Source organism: Sinomonas sp. G460-2 (assembly GCF_047759905.1).
GTDB lineage: Bacteria > Actinomycetota > Actinomycetes > Actinomycetales > Micrococcaceae > Sinomonas.
In genome coordinates, this window is sequence record NZ_JBKZWT010000456.1 from 1 (window position 1) to 2,201 (window position 2,201).

A 2,201-nucleotide genomic window follows, 5' to 3' on the forward strand; every position below is an offset into this window, starting at 1 on the left:
ATGGGCTCGGGCACGGACGTGGCGCGCGAGGCCGCGGACCTCACGGTCATGGCGGACGACCTCGCGCAGGTCGCGACGGCGATCGAGCTCTCGCGGGCCACGCTCCGGACCATCAAGGCCAACCTGTTCTGGGCGTTCGCCTACAACACGATCGGCATCCCGATCGCCGCGTTCGGCCTGCTCAATCCCATGATCGGCGGCGCCGCGATGGCCGCGAGCTCGGTGCTCGTGGTCGCGAATTCGCTGCGGCTCACGCGGTTCGCGCGCTAGCGCCAACCCGCGTCAGCTCGCGGGCACGGCCTCGGGCGCGGCCTCCTCGAGCGCGGGCTCGGGACGTGGGGAGCGGAGCTCATCGAGTCGCACGAGGATCACGCCGACCACAATGAGCGCGCCGCCGAGCGCCTGGATGGGAGCCGGGACGTCCCCGATCATGAACCACGAGGCGAGCACGGAGAACAGCACCTCGGTGAGCGAGACGAAGCTCGCGACCTTCGCGCCAAGCCGCTGGACCGCGACGATGCCGAGCGAGTAGGCGATGACCGCGGCCACGAGCGTGATGCCGAGCACCGGCACGATCCAGCTCGTCTCGGTGCCCAGGAGGTGGACCGTGCCGAAAGTCGCGGACAGCGGAAGCACGCCCACGAGGGCGAGGAGGCCGAGGCCCAGCGCGCCGAACACCATCCCACCTCCGACCACGACGAAAGGCGGCAGGACGCCGTCGGCCTTCGCCGAGAGGATGAAGTACACGGCGAGGCATACGGCCGCGCCCATGCCCCACAGCACGCCGATCGGGTCGACGCGCGTCGCGCTGAACAGGTTGAGGACCAGCACGAGCCCGAGCATCGCGACGATCGTTCCGCCGATCGTCGCCAGGCCCGGACGACGGCGCGTGCGGAGCCAGAGCCAACCCACGATGACGATCGGGGCGAGGTATTCGAGCATGAGCGCGACGGGCGGGCTCATGCGCGCCACGGCGTTGAAGAAGCAGAACTGGCACAGCGCCACGGCGACCGTTCCGTACGCGGCCATGATCCCCGCGCCGCGCCGGAGCCGGCCCCATTTCCCGCGCATCATGACGAGCGTCGGCACGAGCATCACGAGCGCCGCGAGGCCAATGCGCGTCCCGACCGTCGCGCCCGGGCTCCAGCCCGCTTCGAGGAGAGACTTGCCGAGCGGGCCGCTGACGCCGAACGTCGCCGCCGAAAGCAGCGCGTAGACAAGACCGGACGCCGAGCGGTTCGCGGACAGCACGGGGCACCTCCAAAGATGTCAGGACCAAAGTGAGTGTATGGTGATGACAGTAGACCTGAGAGGAGTCAGGAGTCAAAGTGCTGTTCGCACCTGACACAGAAGTTGCGCTGCGCAGCGTCGTGAACCTCGTCAACACGCTCGATTCCGAGGGTGGCGAGCAGCTGCGCACGAGCGGCGATTTGGATCGCTTCCTCGAACAGGAGGAGTTCACAGGCTCCCGCACGCACGACGACGACGAGCTCGCCTCCGTGCGCACCCTGCGGCAGCGCCTTCGGACGCTGTGGGACGCGTCCGAGGACGAAGCAGTGACGCTCGTCAACGCGATCCTGCAGGAGTCGCGGGCCCTGCCCCAGCTCGTCAAACACGACCACTGGGACTGGCACCTGCACGCGACCACGCCTGAGGCGCCCCTCTCCGAGCGCATGGGGACGGAGGCCGCGATGGCGTTCGTCGACGTGATCCGCTCGAAGGAGCTGGACCGCCTCCGGGTGTGCGCCGCGGACGACTGCGAGGCCGTTCTCATCGACCTCTCGAAGAACCGCTCAAAGCGCTACTGCGATACCGGAAACTGCGCGAATCGCATCCACGTCCGCGCCTATCGGGAGCGCAAGGCCGCAGGCTAACCGGCTAACCGCCCTCGGCTTGGTACCCTTCGGACAGATTAATTCGACACGTCAAACCGACAAGGTCGAAACCGACAAGGTCAAACCAGCAAGTCAGAGGGGGTGGTCATCCGCAATGCCAGCAACCTCGCTGCGGGCCTTGCTGCGCAAGCTCGTCCGCGGCGCGCGGTACGAGGGGCTCGTGGCCATGCCGGGCCTCGGCGACGCCGAGCTTGAGCCGCCCGGGGCCGGCGCACTGCGCTTCACCCTCCCGGACCTCTCCCCGCTTCCCGCGCGCGAGAATGTCGGCGAAATGCTGCACCGCATGGGGGCCCCGGTCGTGGCCGA

General features: G+C 68.7%; 3 protein-coding genes and 1 pseudogene. 3 read left to right on the top strand and 1 reads right to left on the bottom strand.

All coding sequences use genetic code 11. The features are described from left to right. Nucleotides 1-270, top strand: a pseudogene (locus tag ACLN58_RS21325) (heavy metal translocating P-type ATPase); the annotation flags it as partial. Nucleotides 271-282: 12 nt separating this feature from the next. Here the strand turns inward: ACLN58_RS21325 and ACLN58_RS21330 are convergent. After that, on the bottom strand, nucleotides 283-1,251 hold the full coding sequence (locus ACLN58_RS21330) for an EamA family transporter (protein ID WP_415857219.1): 969 nt from the start codon (nucleotides 1,249-1,251) through the stop codon (nucleotides 283-285). A gap of 77 nt (nucleotides 1,252-1,328) precedes the next feature. Here ACLN58_RS21330 and ACLN58_RS21335 point away from each other — a divergent pair, with 77 nt between their 5' ends. Next, the gene (locus ACLN58_RS21335) at nucleotides 1,329-1,874 is read left to right on the top strand and encodes a CGNR zinc finger domain-containing protein (protein ID WP_415857220.1); all 546 of its coding nucleotides are present in this window, start codon (nucleotides 1,329-1,331) and stop codon (nucleotides 1,872-1,874) included. 115 nt (nucleotides 1,875-1,989) lie between these two features. Further along, a partial coding sequence (locus ACLN58_RS21340; RefSeq protein ID WP_415857221.1) for a hypothetical protein occupies nucleotides 1,990-2,201 on the top strand: 212 nt, incomplete at its 3' end.